Origin of the sequence: Psychroflexus montanilacus (genome assembly GCF_020164535.1) — a bacterium.
Taxonomy (GTDB): domain Bacteria; phylum Bacteroidota; class Bacteroidia; order Flavobacteriales; family Flavobacteriaceae; genus Psychroflexus; species Psychroflexus montanilacus.
In genome coordinates, this window is record NZ_JAIQZC010000001.1 from 1219258 (window position 1) to 1243138 (window position 23881).

General features: G+C 35.9%; 26 protein-coding genes. 9 read left to right on the forward strand and 17 right to left on the reverse strand.

The window, feature by feature from the left end:
* Positions 1 to 68: 68 nt before the first annotated feature.
* Both LB454_RS05785 and LB454_RS14125 read right to left on the reverse strand, forming a co-directional pair.
* Positions 69 to 806: a uroporphyrinogen-III synthase gene (locus LB454_RS05785; protein WP_224463662.1), complete on the reverse strand. Its 738-nt coding sequence runs from the start codon at positions 804 to 806 to the stop codon at positions 69 to 71.
* A gap of 30 nt (positions 807 to 836) precedes the next feature.
* Positions 837 to 1502: a DUF4271 domain-containing protein gene (locus LB454_RS14125; protein WP_323670348.1), complete on the reverse strand. Its 666-nt coding sequence runs from the start codon at positions 1500 to 1502 to the stop codon at positions 837 to 839.
* Between the two features lie 80 nt (positions 1503 to 1582).
* On the opposite strand from LB454_RS14125, the gene LB454_RS05795 reads away from it, so the two are divergent.
* Genes LB454_RS05795 through LB454_RS05805 form a run of 3 tightly spaced genes read left to right on the forward strand, consistent with a single transcriptional unit; the run spans position 1583 to position 4109 of the window.
* A complete protein-coding gene (locus tag LB454_RS05795) occupies positions 1583 to 2308 on the forward strand; it encodes a polyprenol monophosphomannose synthase (RefSeq protein WP_224463876.1) in 726 nt (241 codons plus the stop codon).
* A 3-nt stretch (positions 2309 to 2311) separates the two neighbouring features.
* A complete protein-coding gene (locus tag LB454_RS05800; RefSeq protein WP_224463664.1) occupies positions 2312 to 3652 on the forward strand; it encodes a dihydroorotase in 1341 nt (446 codons plus the stop codon).
* A 28-nt stretch (positions 3653 to 3680) separates the two neighbouring features.
* Positions 3681 to 4109 (forward strand): DUF4296 domain-containing protein, encoded by a 429-nt coding sequence (locus tag LB454_RS05805; protein ID WP_224463877.1) that lies wholly within the window; start codon positions 3681 to 3683, stop codon positions 4107 to 4109.
* Here LB454_RS05805 and LB454_RS05810 read toward each other — a convergent pair.
* On the reverse strand, positions 4106 to 5101 hold the full coding sequence (locus LB454_RS05810; RefSeq protein WP_224463665.1) for an SDR family oxidoreductase: 996 nt from the start codon (positions 5099 to 5101) through the stop codon (positions 4106 to 4108). The two genes, LB454_RS05805 and LB454_RS05810, sit on opposite strands and share 4 nt — an antisense overlap.
* Before the next feature lie 73 nt (positions 5102 to 5174).
* Here LB454_RS05810 and tyrS point away from each other — a divergent pair, with 73 nt between their 5' ends.
* The 3 genes from tyrS (at position 5175) to LB454_RS05825 (ending at position 8570) form a co-directional block, all read left to right on the forward strand.
* Complete coding sequence (gene tyrS, locus LB454_RS05815) at positions 5175 to 6470, forward strand: tyrosine--tRNA ligase (protein WP_224463666.1); 1296 nt, start codon at positions 5175 to 5177, stop codon at positions 6468 to 6470.
* 334 nt (positions 6471 to 6804) lie between these two features.
* Positions 6805 to 7569, forward strand: a complete 765-nt coding sequence (locus tag LB454_RS05820) for an exodeoxyribonuclease III (protein ID WP_224463667.1) — start codon at positions 6805 to 6807, stop codon at positions 7567 to 7569.
* Positions 7570 to 7610: 41 nt separating this feature from the next.
* Positions 7611 to 8570 carry an OmpA family protein gene (locus LB454_RS05825; protein WP_224463668.1) on the forward strand — a complete coding sequence of 320 codons (960 nt, stop codon included), beginning with the start codon at positions 7611 to 7613 and terminating at the stop codon, positions 8568 to 8570.
* A gap of 99 nt (positions 8571 to 8669) precedes the next feature.
* On the opposite strand, the gene LB454_RS05830 is transcribed toward LB454_RS05825, so the two are convergent.
* The 3 genes from LB454_RS05830 to LB454_RS05840 are packed head-to-tail and all read right to left on the reverse strand — an operon-like array spanning position 8670 to position 11568.
* Positions 8670 to 9338: a response regulator gene (locus LB454_RS05830; protein ID WP_224463669.1), complete on the reverse strand. Its 669-nt coding sequence runs from the start codon at positions 9336 to 9338 to the stop codon at positions 8670 to 8672.
* A 3-nt stretch (positions 9339 to 9341) separates the two neighbouring features.
* Positions 9342 to 11345, reverse strand: coding sequence for a tetratricopeptide repeat-containing sensor histidine kinase (locus LB454_RS05835; RefSeq protein WP_224463670.1), 2004 nt, complete (start codon positions 11343 to 11345; stop codon positions 9342 to 9344).
* A 43-nt stretch (positions 11346 to 11388) separates the two neighbouring features.
* Entirely contained in the window at positions 11389 to 11568 is a 180-nt protein-coding gene (locus tag LB454_RS05840; RefSeq protein WP_224463671.1) for a hypothetical protein, read from the reverse strand.
* Between the two features lie 468 nt (positions 11569 to 12036).
* On the opposite strand from LB454_RS05840, the gene LB454_RS05845 reads away from it, so the two are divergent.
* Entirely contained in the window at positions 12037 to 12372 is a 336-nt protein-coding gene (locus tag LB454_RS05845) for a single-stranded DNA-binding protein (RefSeq protein ID WP_224463672.1), read from the forward strand.
* 266 nt (positions 12373 to 12638) lie between these two features.
* Here the strand turns inward: LB454_RS05845 and LB454_RS05850 are convergent, their stop codons facing one another.
* The 6 genes from LB454_RS05850 to LB454_RS05875 are packed head-to-tail and all read right to left on the reverse strand — an operon-like array spanning position 12639 to position 15919.
* A complete protein-coding gene (locus LB454_RS05850; RefSeq protein ID WP_224463673.1) occupies positions 12639 to 13175 on the reverse strand; it encodes an outer membrane beta-barrel protein in 537 nt (178 codons plus the stop codon).
* Between the two features lie 11 nt (positions 13176 to 13186).
* The gene (locus LB454_RS05855) at positions 13187 to 13726 is read right to left on the reverse strand and encodes a hypothetical protein (RefSeq protein ID WP_224463674.1); all 540 of its coding nucleotides are present in this window, start codon (positions 13724 to 13726) and stop codon (positions 13187 to 13189) included.
* 18 nt (positions 13727 to 13744) lie between these two features.
* Positions 13745 to 14278: an outer membrane beta-barrel protein gene (locus tag LB454_RS05860; protein ID WP_224463675.1), complete on the reverse strand. Its 534-nt coding sequence runs from the start codon at positions 14276 to 14278 to the stop codon at positions 13745 to 13747.
* Positions 14279 to 14290: 12 nt separating this feature from the next.
* Positions 14291 to 14830: a hypothetical protein gene (locus tag LB454_RS05865; protein WP_224463676.1), complete on the reverse strand. Its 540-nt coding sequence runs from the start codon at positions 14828 to 14830 to the stop codon at positions 14291 to 14293.
* An 18-nt stretch (positions 14831 to 14848) separates the two neighbouring features.
* Positions 14849 to 15382, reverse strand: a complete 534-nt coding sequence (locus LB454_RS05870; RefSeq protein WP_224463677.1) for a hypothetical protein — start codon at positions 15380 to 15382, stop codon at positions 14849 to 14851.
* Positions 15383 to 15394: 12 nt separating this feature from the next.
* On the reverse strand, positions 15395 to 15919 hold the full coding sequence (locus tag LB454_RS05875) for a hypothetical protein (protein ID WP_224463678.1): 525 nt from the start codon (positions 15917 to 15919) through the stop codon (positions 15395 to 15397).
* Between the two features lie 554 nt (positions 15920 to 16473).
* Between LB454_RS05875 and LB454_RS05880 the strand changes: the two genes are divergently transcribed.
* The gene (locus LB454_RS05880; RefSeq protein ID WP_224463679.1) at positions 16474 to 16809 is read left to right on the forward strand and encodes a single-stranded DNA-binding protein; all 336 of its coding nucleotides are present in this window, start codon (positions 16474 to 16476) and stop codon (positions 16807 to 16809) included.
* 349 nt (positions 16810 to 17158) lie between these two features.
* The gene (locus LB454_RS05885) at positions 17159 to 19642 is read left to right on the forward strand and encodes a hypothetical protein (RefSeq protein ID WP_224463680.1); all 2484 of its coding nucleotides are present in this window, start codon (positions 17159 to 17161) and stop codon (positions 19640 to 19642) included.
* Between the two features lie 327 nt (positions 19643 to 19969).
* On the opposite strand, the gene LB454_RS05890 is transcribed toward LB454_RS05885, so the two are convergent.
* From LB454_RS05890 to LB454_RS05910, 5 genes are read right to left on the reverse strand one after another with little or no spacing between them, the layout of a single operon-like run.
* Positions 19970 to 20914: a 2-hydroxyacid dehydrogenase gene (locus LB454_RS05890; RefSeq protein ID WP_224463681.1), complete on the reverse strand. Its 945-nt coding sequence runs from the start codon at positions 20912 to 20914 to the stop codon at positions 19970 to 19972.
* A gap of 40 nt (positions 20915 to 20954) precedes the next feature.
* Positions 20955 to 21365, reverse strand: a complete 411-nt coding sequence (locus LB454_RS05895) for an acyl-CoA thioesterase (RefSeq protein ID WP_224463682.1) — start codon at positions 21363 to 21365, stop codon at positions 20955 to 20957.
* 2 nt (positions 21366 to 21367) lie between these two features.
* Positions 21368 to 22717: a magnesium transporter gene (mgtE, locus tag LB454_RS05900; RefSeq protein WP_224463683.1), complete on the reverse strand. Its 1350-nt coding sequence runs from the start codon at positions 22715 to 22717 to the stop codon at positions 21368 to 21370.
* Positions 22707 to 23573, reverse strand: coding sequence for a 16S rRNA (adenine(1518)-N(6)/adenine(1519)-N(6))-dimethyltransferase RsmA (gene rsmA, locus LB454_RS05905; protein ID WP_224463684.1), 867 nt, complete (start codon positions 23571 to 23573; stop codon positions 22707 to 22709). The genes mgtE and rsmA overlap by 11 nt, the downstream gene beginning before the upstream one ends.
* Complete coding sequence (locus LB454_RS05910; RefSeq protein ID WP_224463685.1) at positions 23573 to 23881, reverse strand: DUF4286 family protein; 309 nt, start codon at positions 23879 to 23881, stop codon at positions 23573 to 23575. The genes rsmA and LB454_RS05910 overlap by 1 nt, the downstream gene beginning before the upstream one ends.

A 23881-nucleotide genomic window follows, 5' to 3' on the forward strand; every position in this document is an offset into this window, starting at 1 on the left:
AATCATTCACAACAAAAAAGCCTTTTAAAACCAAGTTTTAAAAGGCTTTTTTATTTCTAAATTACAAATTAATGCTCTTTTATATAGTTTTCGATGGCCATCGTCATAGATGGGTTTTCTGGTGTTGGTGCTTGTATTTGAACCTTTAAACCTTTTTCTTCAGCAGCTTTTATGGTAGAATTTCCAAAAGCGGCAATTTTAGTATCTTTCTGTTCAAAGTCAGGGAAGTTTTCATAAAGGGATTTGATTCCACTAGGGCTAAAGAAAACTACCACATCATAAGATACTTCTCTTAAATGCGACAAATCGCTTACTACAGTTTTATAAAAAATACCTCTAGTCCAGTTCACACCTAATTTATCGAGTTGCTGGGGAACAATAGGCTTTAACATGTCTGAAGAAGGCAATAAGAACTTTTCATCTTTGTGCTTTTTAATACTCGCTTCAAGCTCTTGAAATGTTCTCTTCCCTACGTAAATTTTACGTTTTCTGTACACTACATACTTTTGAAGATAATAAGCCACAGCTTCACTTAAGCAAAAATACTTTAAGCTATCTGGTATCTTGTACCTCATCTCCTCAGCGATTCTGAAAAAATGGTCCACTGCATTTCTACTTGTCAAAATGATAGCCGTAAATTTTGTAATGTCAATTTTCTGCTGCCTTACTTGTTTGGAATCTACAGGCTCAACATGAATAAAAGGAATAAAATCAATTTTAATTTTATGCTTTTCTTCGAGTTCAGAATAGGGTGAGTGATCTACGTTAGGTTTTGGTTGTGAAATAAGAATATTTTTCACTTTCATATAGCTTAGTTTTTTACTGCACTAGCCTAATCAATTGATTTTAACAACTTTAAAAAGAATTAAATAAGGTGCAATTTCAAAGGCGCAAAGGTACAAAATAAAATAAAACCAATAAGTTAAAATGTGTTTTTGGTATAAGCCAATAAATGAAAAGAGCTTTATCGTATAAATCAGCACGGCAACCCCTATGACGATAAGAATTAAGATATTATTATCTGTTTCTTGGAAATACAAATACAAGCCCACAGGAAAAAGCAAGAATAAGCTTATCCAGCTTAATACTCCCTGCTTATAAAACAAATATCTGCCGATAAGTTGATCTAACTCAAAAAGATCACCAATTATTTTTTCAATAAGGTATTTACTTAGCAGCACGATAGTTACCAAGAAAAAAATTTGCAGATACGTTAAAATTGAGAACGAATTGCCATTCAAACTCACAAATAGGAAAAATGATATCCCAATTAAACTTGCTACAAATAAAATGACTTCTGTTAATTCAATTCGCCGTTTTTCAACAAATTTCTTGGAATAAAAAGCTGAAGTAAACAAAGAATTTAAATAAGAGTAAAAATATGTGGTTTTATTCCACTTAACAGCTACCAGAAACATAAGCACAATTAACGTTATGCTTACAACCCAATGGTGGTCTTGAATAGGTCTTACTGCTAGAAACAATTGTGAATTTTGAAGCAAATGTAAATTAAAATGAACTTTTATAGGCGACTTTTAGCTGGTAAAATATATATTTGTCCACCAACCTTCAAGCAGATTTGATGCCTCAAAAATTAGTCATCATCCCAACTTACAACGAGATAGAAAATATTGAAAAACTCATTAAAAATATTTTCTCTCAACCTGTAGATTTCGAGATTTTGGTAGTAGATGATTCATCTCCAGACGGAACCTGGGCTTTGGTTCAAAAACTTCAGCAGGACTATCAAGGAAAACTGCATCTGGAAATAAGAGCTTCCAAAAGCGGGCTTGGAAAAGCTTACCTACATGGATTTAAATGGGCACTGGAGAGGCCTTACGACTATATTTTTGAAATGGACGCCGATTTCTCACACAATCCAAACGATCTTATTCGGCTTTATAACTCATGTCTTAAGAATGATTACGACATGGCCATCGGTTCGAGATACATCACAGGTGTAAATGTTATTAACTGGCCTATGAAACGGGTATTGTTATCCTGGCTTGCTTCAAAATATGTGAAAGCTATTACTAGGATGCCAATAGAAGACACAACCGCAGGATTTATCTGCTACAGACGTAAAGTATTGGAATCCATTGATTTAAACAAAATAAAATTCATAGGATACGCCTTTCAAATAGAAATGAAGTTTAAAGCTTATAAAAAAGGCTTCCAACTCAAAGAAATCCCTGTTATATTTACAGATCGAACTAAAGGCAAGTCAAAAATGAGCAGTGGTATCATAAAAGAGGCTGTTCTTGGAGTAATTAGTTTAAAAATGAAAAGCCTTTTTGGTAAAATTTGAATGATGAGAGAATACCTAATCAAAAACGCAAAAATCGTCAACGAAAATAAAATTTTTGAGGGCGATGTGCACATCAAAGATGATTTGATAGTAGAAGTATCAACGTCCATAAGTGCAAAATCAAGTGATATCAAAATCATTGAAGCTGGAGGAAAGCACCTCATTCCCGGAATTATAGATGACCAGGTTCACTTCAGAGAACCAGGTCTAACTCATAAAGAAACTATACTTACTGGATCTAGAGCTGCTGTAGCTGGAGGTATTACCTCCTATTTTGAAATGCCAAACACCAATCCTCAAACAACCACTATCGAAAAGTTGGAGGAAAAATTTGCTATGGCTAAAGACAATTCTTACGCCAATTATTCTTTTATGTTTGGCGGGACTAATGATAATCTTGAGGAAATTAAAAAAGTAAACCCAAAAACCACTGCAGCTCTTAAATTGTTCCTGGGTTCTTCAACTGGAAATATGCTGGTAGATGATGAAAATGTTTTGGAAGAGATTTTTAAACATTCTCCATTAATTATTGCGACGCATTGTGAAGATGAAGGTACTATCCAGAGAAATCTAGATGCACACGTTCAGCAATATGGAGATGATATCCCTATCCATTTACACCCGAAGATAAGGAGCGAAGAAGCTTGTTATCTGTCTTCTTCAAAAGCAGTGGAGCTGGCAAAAAAAACAGGAGCAAGATTGCATGTGTTCCACCTTTCTACAGCAAAAGAATTGAAATTATTTTCCAATAAACTCCCTTTACAGAAGAAGAAAATTACGGCTGAAGTTTGTATTCATCACCTCTGGTTTGACGAATCTGACTATGCAGAAAAAGGGACCTACATCAAATGGAATCCAGCTGTAAAAACAGCAAAAGACAAAGCCGAATTGCTAAAAGCTTTGGATAAAAATCTTTTGGATGTAGTCGCTACCGACCATGCCCCACACACCAAAGAAGAAAAGAACAATGTCTATACTAAAGCTCCAAGCGGGGGACCATTGGTTCAACATGCTCTACCTGCAATGCTGGAGTTTTATCATCAAAAGAAGCTGTCTTTAGAAAAAATTGTAGAAAAGATGTGTCACAATCCAGCTATCTTATTTGATGTTGACAAAAGAGGCTATATAAGAGAAGGATACAAGGCAGATTTAGTACTTATAGACACACAATCACCCTGGACAGTGAATTCAAGAAACATCTTTTATAAATGTGGCTGGTCTCCTTTTGATGGAACCACCTTCAAATCTAGAGTAACTCATACTTTCGTAAATGGACATTTGGTTTTTGAGAACTTTAAATTCAATGAAGGTTTATTCGGTGAACGTTTAGAATTCAACAGATAAGATGAGGCAATTTGGAATCATAATGTTAATGGGTTTGGTTTTTATTACCAGCTGTCAAAATGTCGAAAAAATAGAGAAGCCCGAAAAACTTCTCAGCAAGTCCGAGATGAAAGATCTTCTTTACGACATGGTGCTTTTGGATGCAGCTTCTGGCGTGAATGAAAAAAGACTTAAAGATTTGGACATTAAGATGTTTGACTTCTTATCAAAAAAATACAAACTGGATAGCATCGAACTTAAACAGAATATCCAGTATTACAATATGAAATTTGACGATAACCTTGAAATTTACGAACAGGTAAAAGATAGTATTTCAAGACTTGAACAGTCTTATGATTCCATAACTAAAGCGAGAGACAGCTTAAAAAAACTTGAAAGAAAAAGACGAGACTCCATTAGAAAATTAGACACAGTTCAGGAAAAACAGATTATCAGAAGAATAGACGAGAAAGACTAAGAACGCTGATGAATTGTTTTTGAATACTCTTCTAAAGATTCAAATTTAAAGTTCAATTCTTGTTTTATTTTTTCTGAAGAATACAAAGAATCTTCAAAAAGACCAGGAATAACCTCAAGGGTAAGTTGTCTTTTGTATGAAGTGAAAAAGGATCTTAATACTTCAAAACACCAGGCCAGGTATAGCATCCAGGGTTTTACTTCGATTTTTGGAGGTGAAGTCTTGTAAAGTTTTGAAAATTGATTGCCCACCTCTTTGAATGATAAATTTTCTGACACCAGAACAAACCTCTGGTTGACAATTGAACTGCTCATAAGTTGAATCATAGCTTTGCTAACGTCATAAACTCCAACGAAACCAGTTTTTTTGGGAGGGTAAAATTTTAAACCCTGCTTTAGTTTCATTAAAAGCGTTCCGCTTCCAGAATCATAAAATCCATCTCCAAGAATAATCCCCGGATTCACAATGACCACATCCAGACCTTCTTGTGAAGCTCTCCATACCTCCATTTCAGCTCCATATTTACTAATCTCATAGGCCGAAGGCTTCTGATCTTCTGCCATAGGGGTTTCTTCTGTGACCGCCTCTCCTACCAAAGGTGTCCCTAAAGCAGCAATAGAACTTACATGGCAGAATTTAATCACATTGAAATCAGTAGAGAGATTTACCATATTGGCAGTACCTTCAATATTGACTTTTCGCATCATCTTATAATCGGAAGGACTATTGCTTATAAAACCAGCACAATGGTAGACATGAGTAATCCTATCAAATGCTGCTTCCAGTTTTGGAATATCCAAAATATCGCACTGCATCCATTCCACGTGTTCAGAAATATCGTCTTCAGAAACAGAGTAGTTTAAAACAACGGCAATGGCCTGTTCCTTTTTTTCTTCAGTTCTGTACAAAGCACGGGTTTTTGCTTTGTTCAAAATGAGTTGAGCCAATAAGTGAGCTCCAACAAGTCCAGTTGCACCAGAGAGTAAATTCATTTGGTAAATATACGAATTTCGAAAGTTGATAATTTTTACATTATAATATCTTTGCGACAAATCATAACAACGCATGAAAAAGGATTTTATAGAAGAAGTGACCTGGAGAGGAATGGTACACGACCTAATGCCTGGCACCCAGGAACATCTCAATGAAGCTCCGCGAGCTGCCTATGTCGGAATAGATCCTACTGCAGACTCACTTCATATTGGACACTTGGTGGGTGTAATGATGTTAAGGCACTTCCAGCTCGCTGGCCATAAGCCTGTCGCTCTGGTAGGTGGTGCAACCGGAATGATAGGTGATCCCTCTGGGAAATCCCAGGAGCGAAATTTACTGGACGAAAAAACTCTTCAACACAACCAAGATTCTCTCAAGAAACAACTAGCTAAGTTTTTGGATTTTACTACCGATGATGAAAATTCTGCAAAACTGGTAAACAACTACGATTGGATGAAAGAATTTTCATTTTTGGACTTCATACGAGATGTAGGTAAGCACATTACCGTAAACTATATGATGTCCAAAGATTCTGTCAAAAAAAGATTATCTGCGGAATCCAAAGAAGGAATGAGTTTTACGGAATTCACTTATCAGTTGGTCCAGGGTTATGACTTTCTACACTTATACAGAAACCAAAATTGCACCCTTCAAATGGGCGGAAGCGATCAATGGGGAAATATCACTACAGGAACAGAATTGATAAGACGTATTGATCAAGGAAAAGGCTTTGCCTTGACCTGCCCTTTGATTACAAAAGCTGATGGAACCAAGTTTGGAAAAACAGCAACAGGAAATATCTGGTTAGATCCTAAAAAAACATCTCCTTTTAAATTTTATCAGTACTGGATCAACACCAGTGATGAAGATGCCGAAAAATTCATCAAAATTTTCACTTTCCTACCAAAAGACGAAATTGAAAACCTGATCAAATCGCATAAAGAACAACCACACTTAAGAGCACTTCAGAGCAGACTTGCAGAGGAAATCACTGCGACGGTTCATTCCAGGGAAGCATTGGAGAAAGCCAAAGAAGCCTCTCAGGTACTATTTGGAAAAAGTACGGAAGAAGATCTTGCCAAGCTCGATGAAGCAACTTTTCTCGACGTGTTTGAGGGTGTGCCTCTTAAAGAACTGAAGAAAGATCTACTCAAAGATGGATTTGATATGATAGCAGCACTTTCTGCTGAAACAGATTTTCTTAAATCTAATGGGGAAGCTAGAAGGGCTCTCAAGGAGAATTCTATAGCTGTCAATAAATCTAAAGTCGGATTGGATTATGCCCTTTCTGAAAAAGACCTGATCAATGGAAAATACGTGTTAATCAATAAAGGGAAAAAGAATACTTACCTTATAAAATTTGACTAGAATCTTTACTATCTAAAAAAGGCTTTCTTTTGAAAGTCTTTTTTTTGGTTTAAACATGACCAAAAACAGAAAAGCCTTGAACTAGCGTTCAAGGCTTTTCTTAACTAACCAATCTATTATGAAAAAACTTCATCCTGATACAAATGTAAGACACATATCTATTACTGGAAAACAAAGCGAAGGAATTTTGTAAATAATTAACAGCTAAAATTGAAAAGGCTTTATTTTCAATTGTTTGCCAAATCAATAAAGTGAAGGTGACTTTCAGAATAAAATATAGGAAAAGAATAAATAAAGTATAGCTGTATTGCTTATTTTTGATGTAAAACTTTTCATGAAAATTATTTCATACAACGTTAATGGCATACGAGCCGCACTCAAAAAAGGACTGGTAGATTGGTTGAAAGCAGCAGATGCAGATGTGGTTTGCTTTCAAGAAACAAAGGCTCAGCCAGAGCAGATTGACGATTCTATTTTTGAAGAAATTGGCTACAAATATTGCTATTGGTTTTCTGCAGAAAAGAAAGGTTACAGCAGCGTTGGCATACTTTCTAAAACCAAACCAAACCATGTAGAATATGGAACAGGTATAGACTATATGGACAGAGAAGGCAGAAATCTGAGAGCAGATTTTGATGAAGTATCGGTCATGAGTTTGTACCTCCCTTCTGGAACCAATGACGATAGGCTAAGCTACAAATTCACCTATATGGATGATTTCAAAATCTATATTGAAGATCTTAAAAGAAAGATACCAAACCTTGTGATTTGTGGAGATTACAATATTTGCCACGAAGCCATAGACATTCACGATCCCGTAAGGCTCAAAACAGTTTCGGGATTTCTTCCTGCAGAAAGGGAATGGCTGTCCAGATTTATCGATGAATCTGGATTTGTAGATTCCTTTAGAAAATTAAATGAAGATGTCGTGCAATATTCCTGGTGGAGCTACAGGGCCAACGCCCGGCAAAACAACAAAGGCTGGCGCTTGGACTATCTTCTTGTAGCCGAGGAAATCAAGGATAAAATATCCAGATCGGTCATCTTACCTGAAGCAAAGCATAGCGATCATTGTCCAGTACTTTTAGAATTGAAATAAAACAAATGAATCTACGTTTTAACCTTTAAATCCAACCCCAAATGAAATTATTGAGATACCTTTTTATTGGATTCTTGAGCTTAAATTTAATAGGCTGCGTGAGTCAAAAGAAATTTTTAGAATTAGAAGATCAACTGGGCTCGCTTCAACGAACTAATGATCAACTCAACAGAAAGCTTGAAGAAGCAAATTCAGAAAAAATAGCTCTGGAAGATGAATTGACGTACTCCAAAGATCGCATCGAGATTTTAAAAAATCAGCGCGATGATCTTTTAGAAGACCTAAAGCGAAGCAAAAAAGCCTTAGATAATTTAGAAAAATCCTACGATGCACTAGAACAAAACAGCTCTCAGGCTTTGTCTGAAAATTCTAAACAAAACCGAGAACTGCTTCAGCAACTGGAAGATAAAGAGAGAACTCTTGCCAAAGAGCAAAACCGACTGGAACAGCTGCAAAAAGACCTGCAGGCAAGGTCTCAGCGCGTAGCAGAGCTGGAAGGACTTATTGCGGAAAAGGAACAAAAAATGAAAACCCTGAAAGACAATCTTTCTCGAGCACTAACCAATTTTGAAGGCCAGGGCCTAAGTGTTGAAATGAGAAATGGTAAAGTGTACGTCTCAATGGAAAACAAGCTCCTGTTTGCTTCTGGAAGCTGGACAGTAGGTAGTGAAGGCCAAAAAGCAGTAAAAGAGCTAGGAAAAGTTTTGGCCCAAAATCCAGATATCGCTGTATTGATTGAAGGACATACAGATAATGTTCCTTATGGCGGCAATGGTCCTCTAAATGATAACTGGGATTTATCGACCAAGCGAGCAACTGAAGTTTCCAAATTGCTTCTAAAAAATGGAAACATAGATCCGCAGAACATTACCGCTGCCGGTAAAGGAGAGTTTGCACCTCTTGTGGAAAACTCATCTGAAGAGGGCAAAGCCAAAAACAGACGTATAGAAGTGGTTTTGACACCTAAACTCGACGAAATCTCAAGGTTATTGAGCGAATAAAATAAAGTGAAAATTGAAGTAGTTTCACGGATTTCATCTGGAAATACAACGAAGAACAATTATTTCATTTTACAGGAACTTAACCAAGAAAAGGGATTTTTATAAAAATCCCTTTTCTTTTGCTTTTTCGAGAAGGATCTTATCGTTCCTATTGGAAATATCAAAAAACTGCTTCATTTGCTTTTTTCGTTTTTCAATAGCACTAAGGGAAAGGCCCATATGTTCAGGTAAATTTTTGGTCAAGATGCCCTGAGACAGAAAATAAAGAATTTTCAGGTTATCCTCATCGATGTTATGAGAAAACTCTAAGGTCTTTTTCAACATCTGATGTACTGTAGCACTTTGAAAGGTTTTGCCTTTCAGTAAATTTTCAATAGCTGAAATCAATATATCGGGATTGGTATCAGACTTTACCAGAAATCCATCTGGACCAATTCGTCTCATGACATTTAAAACCTTGTAGTTGTTTTCCAGCATGGTACAAATCAACAATTTGGCAGTAGGCTGGTGCTTTCTTGCCAGAGTAGCCAAATCTTCCCCAGAATTGTATTTGCCATCCTTGCTTCCAGGAAGTGAAAGGTCAAGACAAATAAGATCATACTTGTTTTCTGAGTCTGAGATATACTTTGCAGCATTAGTACAGTCCAGGGCCGAATCTTTTCTGAACTTCATTTTTTTGTTATGATCGTTTATGATGTCCAGAGCCTGCTCAAAGCCAGCAATAATCATAGGATGATCGTCCACAAGTAACACGTTATAATGAGGCATAATCTAGGTATTAATGGGGATAAAAATACTGATTTTTGTACCAGCTCCCTTCTTTGAATCTATAGTTATTTTACCTTTTATATCCTGAACACGAGATTTGATATTTTTCAACCCAATTCCCGGTTTTTTATTGTTATTAAAACCCTTACCATCATCTTTTACGACAAATTCTATTTTATTGGCTTCTTCATTGATGCTGAATTTGATAAAAACAAAACTTGCATTAGCATGCTTTTGAATGTTCATGACCGATTCCTGAAGTATGCGATAGGTATGCATTTTTACATTGGAAGCGATTTTAGACCAATTGACAGAATCATCAACGGTCAACTTATGGGTGCGTTCCAGCTGAAGCTTCTGGATTAAATCCTGAATAAGATCACCAAATTCTTTATGTTCATCAAAATAGGTATTGGACAGTTCGTGAGATAAGTTTCTAATTTGCTTTTCAACATCCATAAGGTTATCGGTGAGCTGGCCGAATTTTTCGTCTCCTTTTATACCAACTTTATACTTATAAAACATTAAGTTCATGCGGTTGGCATATAACTCTGTAAGTATGTTGTCATGCAGTTCTCTGGCAATGCGATCGCGCTCTTCACGCTTGCCTTCGTCTTTTCTGGCACTTTGTAAAAGCAAAAGTTCATAGATTTTTTCATCTGCAATCTTTTGATCACGCTCCAGCTTTAAAGATTTATTCTTGGAGCGCTGTATGTAAAATATAAATACAGAACTGCCCATGATAATGATGAGCGAAGAGATAAGAAATATAATGGTTCGCTCCTCCTCCAGCATTTCTGCACGCTGCAGCACTTCCTCGGTTTCAAAGCGAATACGTTCAAATTTATTTCGAATTTTACGCTCTTCGACCTGAAGGCTGTCGCTTAAGTCGATATAAGATGATGTAAATGTATAACTATTTTCGGGCTGCAGGTCTGCCAATAGTTTCCATGACGCCAGGATATCTCGGTTATTTCTGTTGCTTTGGGCAGTGGTATTAGCAGCTTCTGCAAATTCAACAGCCTTGGTTTGATTGCCCGTAAACCGATAGTATTCTGCAATGTGAATTTGACTGATAGATATTCCAGCTAAATGCTGAATCTTCTCCCGAATGCCTAATGCTTCCTGCATATCTGGTAAAACATTTTGAAGTTCACCCGTTTCCAGGCGATTGTAAGCCAGGTTATCTAAAGCCATGGCATAGAGGTAAGGATCTCTGTCGTATAAATCTTTGACTGAAAGTGTCTTACGATAGTTTTTGATCGCTAACTCAAAATCACCTTTTTTTTCGTACACATTTCCAATATTATTAAAGGTAGCAGCTCGATACAAATCTGAATCTTTTACTTTACCCGAAGCTTGAATAGCATCATTATAGTATTTTATAGATATTTTGAAATTTTGCAGATTATAATTGGTAATCCCTAATAGATTGAATGATTTGTATAACAATTCAAAGTTTCCAGTTTCCTGAGAAATTTCAGCAACTTTAATTAAATTTACCTCAGCCCCAGTAAAGTCTTTTGCTTGACTTTGTATTAATGCTAAATTGTAAAGCATTTGAGCATAGTTGGATAAATCCCCTTTTTGGTTATATAAAAACTGAGCCTCATTAAACGCATAATAGGCTTCTTGAGACTGATTTTTATTTAAATAATGATCACCTAAATTCCAGTAAAAATTAGCCAAGGATAAAGTGTCTTTATATTTGACAGATTTTTCTCTACCTAAAGAATTTATCCTCAAATAATCTCCTTCATCTGAATTCAAAGCTCTATAATCTAGGGCCTTTAAATACTTGATTTGTAAACTATCATTTTCAATTTGTTGAATAAATTGAAATGACTTTTTTAAACTATTCAGTTTATTTTTATTGTTATCAACATTCTTCAAATAAGTTAATATAGAGTCCCTAAGCTGAGGGTTAACTTCTAAATTTTGCTTTGAAGGTGATTGACAACCAAAAACTAAAGTAAGTATGACAAGATAAAATATCCAGTGCTTCATTAAGTCTATCCTAAAATCTTGTCTAAACTACTAAAATTAAAATTTATAAATCACTGTCGTCTGGAGGAGTATTGGTTGCTCTATACGCTCTATTTTCTCCACCAGTTCCAAATATTTCTTCCGGAGTTTGACCTTCGTATTGATCGTCGCTAAAAGATTCTGGTGAACATCCTGCGAAGAAAAATAAACATACCATTGTGAAAATTCCGATAATTTTTTTCATGACTCTAAGTTTTAAGTGTTTGTGTTTTATGTTATTACAAATATAGAGGGATAAAAAACAACCGAGTTACGGTTCGACCGTACTTATGTTACGGGAAAACCGTACATTTTTATCTTGTATTTTTTAACAGAATTTCGTCTCAACTCAATTATAACGGGGCATTAGGTAGCTTTTATAGAAAAAACAGCCCCCTTTTTAACTAATATTCTAGTGGAAAAAGTGAGTTTTAAAAGCAGATTTTTAAGATGAATGAATTTTCTTACTTATTGACAACTAACTTGATTATCTATTTATTTTTATTGTTTTCAAACGACTACAAACGTTTGTAAACGTAAGTAAAAGGAAGTGACTGGATAACAGACGACTACAATAAAACTCCCGCCGCATCTTTGCCCTGTCGATTGGAAACACCATCGATTGGTTTAGAGAAACTAAGCCAAGATTTAAAACCACTTAAATTTTATTGTTATGAGTACTTTAAAAAATCACGTACAGTTAATGGGCCACTTAGGCCAGGATCCAGAAGTCGTAAATTTAGACTCTGGTAAGAAACTAGTTAAATTCTCTATCGCTACCAACGAGTCGTATTACGATAACAGCGGAGAAAAAGTCACCAACACCTACTGGCACAATATCGTCGCCTGGGGCAAGACCGCCAGCTTTATAGAAACTTACGTCAAGAAAGGACAGGAAGTCTTACTGAGGGGTAAACTCGCACCACGCTCTTACGAAACCAAAGACGGCGAAAAACGCTACATCACCGAAGTCAATTGTTCGGAGATTGTGCCGACGAGTCAGAAATAAGTAAGCCCCCTAACCCCCAAAGAGGGAATAATAGCCTCCCACTAGCTCCCTCCTAATCCCGATAGCTACCGGGAAGGGATGGGTATCTTTCCTCCTCCCCTTTGGGGAGGTTGGGAGAGGCTTTACGTTATCGCTTTGTATAATTAATTTCTTTGGGGATGCTATTCTATGAAGATAAAATTTGAAATCTTCTTTAAGGCCTGTTACACAAATAATTACTGAAACATGATTGATGAAAAATGTTTCAAAATCATTGGTTTTTATGTTTATAAATGGATTTGAATGCCTAAGCCTAGCATAAGGCCTTGAAACTGTATAGTGTTATTTTCAAAATTTTTCAATCTCGTATCTACATAATTGAGAGTGATTTCGTAAGCAACATTTTGATTCACAAAAATCGCTAATCCACCACCTATTGAAAAATCCTGAGTGTTGTCAGACTCAAAAACCCCAAAGCGGTAAGAACTTTCGAGAAAAGGATTTAACATCTTATCTGACTCAAATATATAATACCTTGCAAAAGGTGATATGTTTAAGGATTCGAACGTATCATCAGAATCATTTGATTCACTCTGATTCCTTCTGTAATTTACTTTTGCTCCCAAAGCCAATTGATCTATAACAAAATAACCAACATTTGGTGCGAGATCAATGATGATAGATTTATAGGGATTGGTGCTTCCAGATTTACTTTCTGTATATGAGAATGACGCGTTTCCTCCTACCAACCATTTTCCCTGGCTGACTTGCGCAGATATAGCGGTTGAAATTAATAATGATATACCTAAAATCAGTTTCTTCATAATTAAATATTTTAGAGTTTTTCCAAATGAATCTGCAAACCAAAACCCAGAAGTACCGTGTGATCTCCTACAAACTGATCCTTTGAGTTATAGTTGATATAACTTAGTGCAATCTCAAAAGCTATACTACTGTTTAAGAATATGGCAAGACCGCCTTTTATCAAAAACTCTTCTGGATTTCTCCTGTCCCCAAGAATATCAATCTGGACACCATAAGCACTTTCTACAAATAAATTTATATCTCTATCTGCTTCTAGTAGATAGTAGCGAACGAATGGAGCTAACATTACCCTTTCTGTTTTACTTCTGTTTAAATCAGATTTACCTCTCGTTAAATTATAGGTTGACCTTAATCCAAAAGCTAATTTATCCCAAAAGAAATACCCAATATTTGGTGATAAATTCATTTCAAACAATCTTCCATTTATTTCAGGATTAGTTCTTGTATAAGAAAAAGCTGCACTTCCTCCTACCAGCCAATTGTTCTTGGTGATTTGGGCATTAAGGCTTAAGGAAGCAACTATTGCGATTAAGAAAAAAAGGTGTTTCATGATCATTGGTTTTCATGTTTATAAATGGATTTGAATGCCTATTCCCAATAGGACAGTTTGAGATCCTTTATTTCTCTCATTTGAAGGGTTAATGGTATTTATATAATTTAAAGATGCTTCGTAAGAGATATTTTTGTTTACAAAAACAGCCAATCCACCAGATAAAGTAAATTCTCGAGAGTTATCTGAATTTATGGCATCAAATCCATAAGAACTTTCTACAAAAGGGTTAAGTATTTTATCTGATTCCAGTATATAATATCTGGCAAAAGGAGCTGTAAAATAGCGGTTGAACCTATTAGTGTTTGTCTCTCTTTCTGTTCTTGATCGAGTAAAATTTGCTCTAAGACCAAAAGCTAATCTATCCCAAAAAAAATAACCAACTCTTGGGGATAAATTAATATTGAAAGACCTGGAATCACTTATATCGTTTGGTTTACTTTCAGAATATGCAAATGTTGCACTTCCACCAACTAACCAATTTCCTTTATTGATTTGAGCACTTAAAGAGAGTGAAAGCAATAATATTGAAAAGAAAAAAAAATGTTTCATAATGAGATGAGTTTATAGCTTTTCTAAATGTATTTGTAGCCCAAAACCTAAGAGCAAACTATGACTTCCAACAAATTGATTTTTTGAATTGGAGTTGTTGTAACTAAGTGAAGTTTCTAAGGCAACACTGCTATTTAGGAAAATGGCTAAACCACCTTTAATTTCAAAACTTTCTGGACTACCCCTGTTACTTAAAAGGTCAATATTAATGTTATAAGCAGTTTCTACAAATACATTAATTTTTCTTTCTGCCTCTAGCAAATAATACCGAGCAAATGGAGCTAGCATGATTCTCTCAGACTTACTTCTACCAGAATCTGATCTGCCCCTATTAAAAAAATAGTTAGGCCTGAGTCCAAAAGCCAATTTATCCCAAAAGAAATACCCAATGTTTGGCGATAAGCTTAACCTAAAATTTCGACTATTGATTTCGTTATCATTTTCAGTATAAGAAAAAGCTGCACTTCCACCCACCAACCAATTGTTCTTGGTGATTTGGGCATTAAGACTTAAGGAAGCAACTAGTAGTATTAAGAAAAAAAGGTGTTTCATAATCATTGGTTTTTGTGTTTATAAATGGATTTGAATGCCTAAGCCTAGCATAAGACCCTGAGAACCTAGATTATTGTCAGCATTGTTTATTGTGGTATTTAAGTAATTTAGAGTAATTTCATAAGCAATGTTTTGATTCACAAACACTGCAAGTCCACCCCCTACAGTAAATTGTTCACTGTTCTCAGAATTAAGAATACTGAAGCGGTAAGAGCTTTCCGCAAAAGGATTTAACATCTTATCAGACTTTAAAATATAATACCTAACAAAAGGCGTGAGAAAAAGACTCTCAAAAGTGCCATCAAAATCATTTGATTCGAATCGATTCCTCAAATAATTCAACTTTGTTCCCAATGCCAATTGATCTATGATAAAATAACCGACATTTGGTGCAATATCAAAAGTAAAGGCCTTTGCAGGATTGATACTTCCAGGTTTACTTTCAGAGTAATCAAAACTAGCATTTCCGCCTACTAACCAATCTCCTTTATTGATTTGAGCACTTAAAGAGAGTGAAAGCAATAATATTGAAAAGAAAAAAAGATGTTTCATAATGAGATGAGTTTATAGTTTTTCTAGATGTATTTGTAGTCCAAAACCTAAAAGTATACGACGACTTCCAACAAACTGACTTTTAGAGTTTCTGTCAACATAACTCACTGCAATTTCAAAGGCAACACTGCTGTTTAAGAATAAAGCTAAACCTCCTTTAATAGAATATTGTTCAGAATTATTATTACTAATTAGATTATAGCCATACGAAGCTTCAACAAAAAAATTACTAATACTTTCTACAGCACTTATATAATATCTAGCAAAAGGTGATAAAAACAAAATTTCTGAGGAACCAGAAGTGTTAAGATTCGAATTTCTAATATATTCACCTTTACTACCTACAGCTATTCTATCCCAAAAAAAGTAACCGAAATTTGGAGATAAATCAAAGTTAAATTGTTCAGATTCTGAACCCGACTTTTGCTTTACATATGAAAAAGCTGCACTTCCACCCACCAGCCAATTGTTTTTGGTGATTTGGGCATTGAGGCTTAAGGAAGCAACTAATGCGATTAAGAAAAAAAGGTGTTTCATAACTCTAGTTATTTAAAAGATTGGTTTTTTTAATGCTTAGCAAATCCTGTTATGTCAATCAATTTGGATTATTACATTTATATCCGGTTTTGCTTATACTAAGCTGATACTTGTAACAGATGATAAAGATATTATTAATATTTCTTTCACAATTACGGTTCGACCGTACTTATGTTAAGGGGAAACCGTACATTTTTATCTTGAATTTTGTAAAAGAATTTCGTGTCAACTCAATTTTAATGGAACATTAGGTGGCATTTATAGTTAAAACATCTCTCTTTTTAACTAATATTCTAGTGGAAAAAGTGTGTTTTGAAAGCTGATTTTTGAAATGAATGGATTTTCTTATTTATCGACAACTAACTTAATTATCTATTCATTTTTATTGTTTGCAAACGACTACAAACGTTTGTAAGCGTAAGTAAAAGAAAGTAACTGGATAACAGACGACTACAACAAAACTCCTGTCGCATCTTTGCCTTGTCGATGGAAAGTAACCTCGATCTGGTTTGGATAATCCGAGTCAGTTTTAGAATCATTTAAATTTTATTGTTATGAGTACTTTAAAAAATCACGTACAGTTAATGGGCCACTTAGGCCAGGATCCGGAAGTTGTTAATCTAGACTCTGGAAAGAAATTAGTTAAATTCTCACTCGCTACTAATGAATTCTATTACGATAACAGCGGAGAAAAAATTACCAACACCTACTGGCACAATATCGTCGCCTGGGGCAAGACCGCCAGCTTTATAGAAACTTACGTCAAGAAAGGACAGGAAGTCTTATTGAGGGGTAAACTTGCTCCACGCTCTTACGAAACCAAAGACGGCGAAAAACGCTACATCACCGAAGTCAATTGTTCGGAGATTGTACCTACAAGCCAGAAATAGGCAACAGTCAAATTCCTCGTTCTAACTCCCTCCAGGGGGGAATAACTTTTACTCCTGCTCTACAATTAGAGCAGGAGTTTTTTAATTTTCGTCATTTGGGGGTCTCGATAGCCATCGGGAAGGGATGGGATTTGGGAGATTAGCAGAGGCTTTTTTTATTTTTCCCACAAGGCAAGTAGTGTAGATTAAAATTTCAGCCTATCGTAACTATTGTACTATGATGTTATCTTTTTACTTTAAGATTTTACTTTGAATTTATTAATATTATATTAAAATTGGGATATACTAAGAAATTTTTTTACACTCAAGCTTTATCTTTAGTAATCTACTATATTTTAATAAAAACATTATGAAAATCCTATCACTCCTCACCTTGCTCTTACTTTATACAAATCTGTTTAGTAATGTATCTGATATAAAATCCACAGACAAAGAAGTTTCTATAAAAGCTTATGTCATTGATCGCGAGACAAAAAAACCTGTACCCTATGTTGAAATTGGTTTTTTGAATTTAGAGAAAGGAGTTATAAGTGACAGAAATGGCTTATTTGAATTAAAAGTTAAAAAATCCGATCTCGACGAAAATGACTTTCTTTTATTTAAATCCGCTGGATATTTTCCAGTTAAAATGAAGCTCTCTTTAGTCAAAGAGCATTTTTCTAAACATCAGTTTTTATTTTTAACAAAAGAAGATAAGAATAATTCCAGGTTTGAGTTTGAGTCTACTCAAAAAGTATATGATACAAAAAGTCCAGACATTGTTGATTATCCAAGATTTTGGACAACAAATTCTACAAATGGCAAAGAGATTGTGACCTCACTAGCTAGTTTAGAAATGAACACAAGGAAGCCCCTAATGTATTATTTAGATTTTAAAAATGCAGATAGTTTAAAGGTAAAACTCAAATTTTACGATGGTTTAAGTGAAGAACGCTTTCAAACTAACGACTACAAAGAAGTGTATCAGACCATTAAAGCATCGGGCTGGCAAATTATTGAATTGGACTCCGTAAAATTAAATTCCTTTGAGGACTTGCACATAGGAATACAAGCAGTAGATTCTTTTGATAAAGATTTTATATTAAAAATAGGCCTATCAGAAGATTTTGTTGGATTTCAAAAAGTAGCTGCTCATGCTAAACTTGATGAACTCCCTTTTTTTGGGGTAGGTTTTAAAGTCCTACCACAACTTAAATTTGATTTATACAAAGAGCCTGTAGAAGATAAAAACGAAAAAAGGATTTCTGGAATTGTCACAAGAGACGGCAAGCCGCTCAACAAAGCGACTATTAGAGTAAACAACTCTTTAGATGAGGTACAATCAAATTCTGATGGTTCCTTCAGTATCAAAGCTGATAGGGAAGACAACCTAGTTTTTAGTCATTTTTCTGCACCAAATAAAGAAGTTACCATAACAGATGAAGGGTTTTTACAAGTTGAAATGTCCAGACGTTATATTGACCTTGATACGGTAAAAATTTCTAAGAAAAAACAAATCGATAATTTGTCGTTCCCAGAGATAGACACACCTATTGGTAAAATAAAAAAGAGAACGTCTGGCTATGCTAATTATACAAAAACTATCGATGAACTCAATAGAGCGGCACTAACCTTTAGTGAACTTATCCAAGGTAGGTTTCCTGGTCTAGGAACAGCTGGTACTAGAGGTGGTTTTCCTTCTATAAATGCACCTTTAGGAGGTGCATTAGTAGTTGTAGATGGAGTTCCCGATCCACTAGATGGTAGCATGTTAGATGTTAATAATGTGGAGAGTGTTACAGTAATACCTGGTTTAGCAGGAACAGCTAGATATGGAACTTTAGGTCGATACGGAGTAATATTAGTTACAACAAAAGTTGGAAGTTATGCGGACAAAGCAAGTGATAGAAAGCAAATTGAAGATTTGATCTTTAATAAAACGTATACTCAAGACAATTCGAGAGCATTAAAATTGGATGATTTACAGATCTTCGATTTCAATTCATCCTCAAATGAGGAGTTAGCCATCGGAAAATATACTAAACAAAATGTACCGTTCTTCATTGAAAGCTTTAAGTATTATTATGACAAAGGAGAGAAAGAGTTAGCGATCAATGCTCTTGATACCCTTGAAAGTTTGTTGGAGACTAATGTAAAAGCTTTGAAATCCTTGGCTTTTACTTATGAAGAATATAATCTTTTTGACAAAGCGTTTCGAATACGTAAAAAAATAGGATCGCTTCAGCCTTACTCCATACAGAGTTATTTAGACCTTGCTCAAAGTTACACAAATTCGAAAAAATATAATAAGGCTTCAGAAATTTACACAAGTATCATTGAAAATAAAATACCAGGGTTAACTCTAGATGAATCTTCTGTTGAATTAGCTGAAATTAAATTAAAACATCTATTGACAAAGCATAAAATGAATTTGAACCTTAAGCATATTGATGAAATATATTACAGGGTAGCTCAAACTTTTGATGTATTTGTAGTGATAGATTGGAATGATGTTAATTCGTCCTTCGACATTCAATACATCAATTCAAAAAATAAATATCTTAGTTCTTCACATAATGTAGTATCAGATTTTGATCGATTGAATTTTGAAAATGAAACAGGATATCATACTGAATTCTTTATATTACGAAATCAATCTGATGTGGATGATATGAAGATATCTTTAAAAGGATATGAAGAAAATTCGTCAATTTACAATCCAAGTTATGTAAGGTTTACGATCTACAGAAATTACGGTTCAAAAGATGAAAGTAGAGAGTATAAAGTTATCAACCTAAACCAGTTAAATCGCCAAAGTATAGATATTGCTTCTTTTGTAGGAGATCAACTATAAAATCATTATCATTTTAAAGTTAGGCTTTTCGATTTGAAAAAGATTTGAGAATAGCCAGGTGAAATATATCAACTACAGCTTAAGAAAGTAACCTTTTAAAGGTTCTCCTTAGTTTGCATAATCAAATTAGAAAAGGCTACATCACCGAAATCAATTGTTCGGAGATTGAAACGACGTCGAAGAAGTAAAAAAGCCAAAAGCATCCCTCTAACTCCCTCCCAATCCCGATAGCCATCGGGAGGGAGAAATGGTCTCCCCCTAGCCCCCTCCAAAAGAAGAGGAACTTTTTACTCTTCCTATAAATAGTTCCCTTCCCTTTGAGAAGGGCTAGGGATGGGCTATTTTCTTAATCTTATCCACAATCGTCTGAGCGAGTTTAATATGACTTTCAAACGTCCAGCCGGCCACATGCGGACTCAAGAGCACATTATCGGCTTTCATAAGATATTGAAAAGCTTCTGGCAGTTGATGGTCTGCAGAAAATAAATCTTCAAAGGAAGTTTTTTCGTATTCCAACACATCTAAACCTGCGCCAAGGATTTTACCCGATTTTAATCCGTTGACCAAATCTTCTGTGACTACGCTTTTACCTCTGGCAGTATTGAGTAACCAAAAAGGCTTGCTTACAGAATTGATAAATTCTGTATTGATCATGCCGAGCGTTTCAGATGTTTGTGGCGTATGTAGGCTAATAACATCTGCTTTGGACTTCAACTCATCTAAACTCAATTGACTGGCGTTCTCATCCCCAAGGTTTTCTAAAATATCGTAGCACAAGACTTCACAGTCAAAGCCACTCAGTTTTCTGGCCATGGCTTTTCCGGTGTTTCCGTAGCCTATCAAGCCAATGGTTTTACCTTCCAGCTCGAACCCACGATTAGCTTCTCGTCTCCACTGTCCGTTCACGACCTCGTTATGCGCTGTTCTTAATTTGTTGAATAAGCTTAAAAGCATCCCCAACGCATGCTCAGACACTGCATTGCGGTTACCTTCCGGAGCATTGTATAGCTGAATACCTTTTTGCTCCGCGTAATTCACGTCTATATTTTCCAGCCCAGCCCCTACGCGTCCAATAAACTTCAAGTTGGTCGCTTTATCCAGAAATGCATTATCAATGGTGAATCGACTACGGATGATGAGGCCATCAAACTCATGAATTTTGGCTTCTACCTCAGCTTTACTACTCGTGAAATCTTCAGTGTTATCGAAACCCAATCTGGTCAATTCCTGAATCATTAGTGGATGATTGCTATCTAGGTGTAATATCTTCATAGGACTTAAGTTTTAAGCTGAATATCGCTAAAGTATAAAGCTAAACAGATTCAAATTCAAAGTAAGGTTTTACCACCTCTTGTGTGATTAATGTAGGCTTCTTGGTCTGCTGATCTATAAAACACCAGTTGGTTCTGGCTTCTACTATGGTTTTGCCGTCAGATTGACGAATGATGTGAACACATCGCTCTGATTTCACTTTGGAGTAATTTTCTATCCAGGTGGTCAAGACCAGTTCTTCTCCCAAAAAGGCCTGCTGCTTGTACTGAATGTAGTGGTCTACGACAAACCAAGCGTATTTTTCTCTAATGCTTAAGGGCGTTTTAGCTATCCAATGCGCTTCCGAAATGTCCAACACCCACTTCATGTATTCCAGATTGTTCACATGGTTTTGTTCATCCAGATGCTCTGGTGCAACTTTCAATTCTTTTTGAAATGGAATAGGTGTCATCTCTAAAAATTCAGTATTAATTTGGCGATGTAGAAATAGGCTAAAATCCCGATAATATCGTTACTAGTCGTAATAAAAGGCCCTGTAGCAATGGCTGGATCTATGCCTTGTTTGTTTAAAATGATAGGCACGAATGTCCCAATCAAAGCTGCCATAATAATAACTGAAAGTATGGAGATGGCGATGGTTATGCTTACCAAAAATGCCATTGAAGTGAGGGCTCCAAAACCTATGACCAAGACTCCCAGTGCAGTACCATTAATAATGCTAAGTGTTACTTCTTTCAATAAACGTTTGACAAGACTGTCTTTTACAGAATCGTTGGCCAGACCTTGCACAATGATGGCAGAAGATTGCACGCCAACATTACCGGCCATCGCAGCAATAAGCGGGGTAAAAAAGAATAAAATTTCATATTTCTCCAGAGCAGAGTCAAATCCCTGCATCACATAAACAGCTCCTAAACCACCAAAAAGTCCCAAAATAAGCCAGGGCAATCTTGCTCTGGTAAGCTGCCAGATTGTGGAATCTGCTTCTACATCTTCAGAAATACCAGCAGCCATCTGGTAATCTTTATCGGCTTCATCTTTTATAAAATCGATGATATCATCTACGGTGATTCTTCCTACCAATCTTCCAAATTCGTCTACTACAGGAATCGCTTCCAGATCATACTTTTGCATCACTCTGGCCACTTCATCGCCTGGGGTATGCACATCCACGTAATCTACATTTGTGATATACACATCGGCAATTTCAGCCTTGCTGGGCGCGGTTATCAAGTCCTTTAAAGACAAACGCCCTTTCAGTTTTCCTTTGTTGTCCACCACGTAAATGGAGTGAACTCTGGTCACATTTTCGGCCTGGTTACGCATTTCGGTCATGCAGCCCGTGACGCTCCAGTTTTCATTGACTTTGATTAATTCTTTTGCCATCAAACCACCGGCAGAATCTTCGTCATACTTGAGAAGCTCTACTATATTTTCGGCGTGCTCTTTATCCTTGATATTGGAGATGACCTGGGTCTTGATGTCTTCAGACAATTCAGAAATAATATCTGCTGCATCATCAGTATCCATTTCTTCTATTTCCTCTGCTATCTCCTTGGCATTGAGGTTTTTAAGAATTTTCTCCCGGTCATCTTCGTCCATCTCCATTAAGACTTCAGAAGTTTGATCACTTCCCAGCAGCTTGATGATGTAAGTAGCATCGTCCAGACTCAACTCGTCCAGAATCTCCGCAATATCGGCATGGTGGTATTCTTCCAGATGCGATTGCAGCTCCTGGTCGTTGTTCTCTTCTATAAGAGATTCAATTTTGTCTATTAATTCTTTGGTGAGTTCAAACGGCATCTTTGCTTATTTTTAAAGTCAACTCAATAAACTGCTCCACGCTCAATTGTTCCGGGCGCTGGGCAAAGATAGAATCTTCTCGTAATTCTGGTGATAAGTTGAATTTTTTTAAGCTATTACGTAGTGTTTTTCTTCGCTGTTGAAAAGCCGTTTTTACCACATCCCGAAGATGCTTTTCCTGGCAAGGCAACTCATAATTTTCTTTGCGCTGTAATCTCAATACACCGCTATGAATTTTGGGCGGTGGCTCAAACGCTTCTGGCGGTACTGTAAACAAATATTCGGCTGTATAAAAAGCCTGAGTCAGTACCGATAAGATACCGTAAGTTTTGCTGCCTTCTTTAGCACAAATACGTTCTGCCACTTCTTTTTGAAACATGCCAGAAAACTCTGGAATCTGTGTTTTGTACTCCAAAGCTTTAAAAACGATTTGAGTTGAAATGTTGTAAGGGAAGTTGCCTATAATTGCAAATTGCTCCTCACCAAAATAGGTTTTTAGATCTGCTTTCAAAAAATCTGCCTCTACAACCTTAAGAGCTTTGGGCTTCTCCTCGATCCTATGTTCTCTTTTGAAGGTGGAATTGAGATAGGCAATCGACTCTCTGTCGAGATCCATGGCAATAAATTGCTCGTAGTTGCCCAGTAAATATTTGGTAAGAACACCCATGCCCGGACCAATTTCCAGCAGATTGGTATAGTTATCATTCTGCAAAGTCTGAGCTATGCGTTTTGAAATATCTTCATCGGTTAAGAAGTGCTGTCCGAGATGTTTTTTAGCTTTGACTTCACGCACCCCTTGTTCAAAATTCGCTTTGAAAACCTCGTCGTCTATAGATGTTCTTTCTTTGTTGCTCATTATTGTTCGTGTACAATTTCCATTTCGGTTCTGAAGCTTACAAATTGTCCCTCAAAAGGTTTGGTTTGAGCGCGTAAATGTTCAGCGTCTTCTTCAAAATACCGTTCCAATGTCGCTTTATCTTCAATTTTATATTGAACAGAATAAGTGATACCGCCCATAGATTCTACGACATCCACTCTACTCATCGTAGCACTTACAAATTTGCCTGTTTCCAGCATAGCAGGAATGTGCTTGGTTTTCATCCATTCTACCCACTTATCGTGGACTTTTTCTTCAATATTTGTCGTTACGTTGTAAATAAACAT